The sequence below is a fragment of the Burkholderia cepacia genome, assembly GCF_001039005.1.
Classification (GTDB): domain Bacteria; phylum Pseudomonadota; class Gammaproteobacteria; order Burkholderiales; family Burkholderiaceae; genus Burkholderia; species Burkholderia theae.
This window is the reverse complement of record NZ_LDWR01000150.1, coordinates 1-625: the sequence shown is the minus strand read 5'-3', so window position 1 is coordinate 625 and position 625 is coordinate 1. Positions and strand designations below refer to the sequence as shown.

1 protein-coding gene is annotated in these 625 nt (G+C 64.8%); it reads left to right on the top strand.

Annotated elements, in window-relative coordinates; translation table 11 throughout:
* The coding region (locus tag VL15_RS38825) for an efflux RND transporter permease subunit (RefSeq protein ID WP_048252187.1) at positions 1-625 on the top strand (625 nt) is incomplete at both ends.

Genomic DNA, 625 nt, shown 5'->3' with positions numbered 1-625 from the left:
ACGGCGTAGGTACCGTCACGCTGTTCGGCTCGCAGTACGCGATGCGGATCTGGCTCGACCCGAACCGCCTGACGAACTACGGCCTGACGCCGGTCGACGTGTCGTCGGCGATCACCGCGCAGAACGTGCAGATCGCGGGCGGCCAGATTGGCGGCACGCCGGCCACGCCGGGCACCGTGCTGCAGGCGACGATCACCGAATCGACGCTGCTGCAGACGCCCGAGCAGTTCGGCAACATCCTGCTGAAGGTCAACCAGGACGGCTCGCAGGTTCGCCTGAAGGACGTCGCGCAGATCGGTCTCGGCGGCGAAAACTACAACTTCGACACGAAGTACAACGGTCAGCCGACCGCGGCACTCGGTATCCAGCTCGCGACCAACGCGAACGCGCTCGCGACCGCGAAGGCCGTGCGCGCGAAGATCGACGAACTGGCGCCGTTCTTCCCGCACGGCCTCGTCGTGAAGTATCCGTACGACACGACGCCGTTCGTGAAGCTGTCGATCGAGGAAGTGGTCAAGACGCTGCTCGAAGGTATCGTGCTCGTGTTCCTCGTGATGTATCTGTTCCTGCAGAACCTGCGGGCGACGATCATCCCGACGATCGCGGTGCCGGTCGTGCTGCTCGG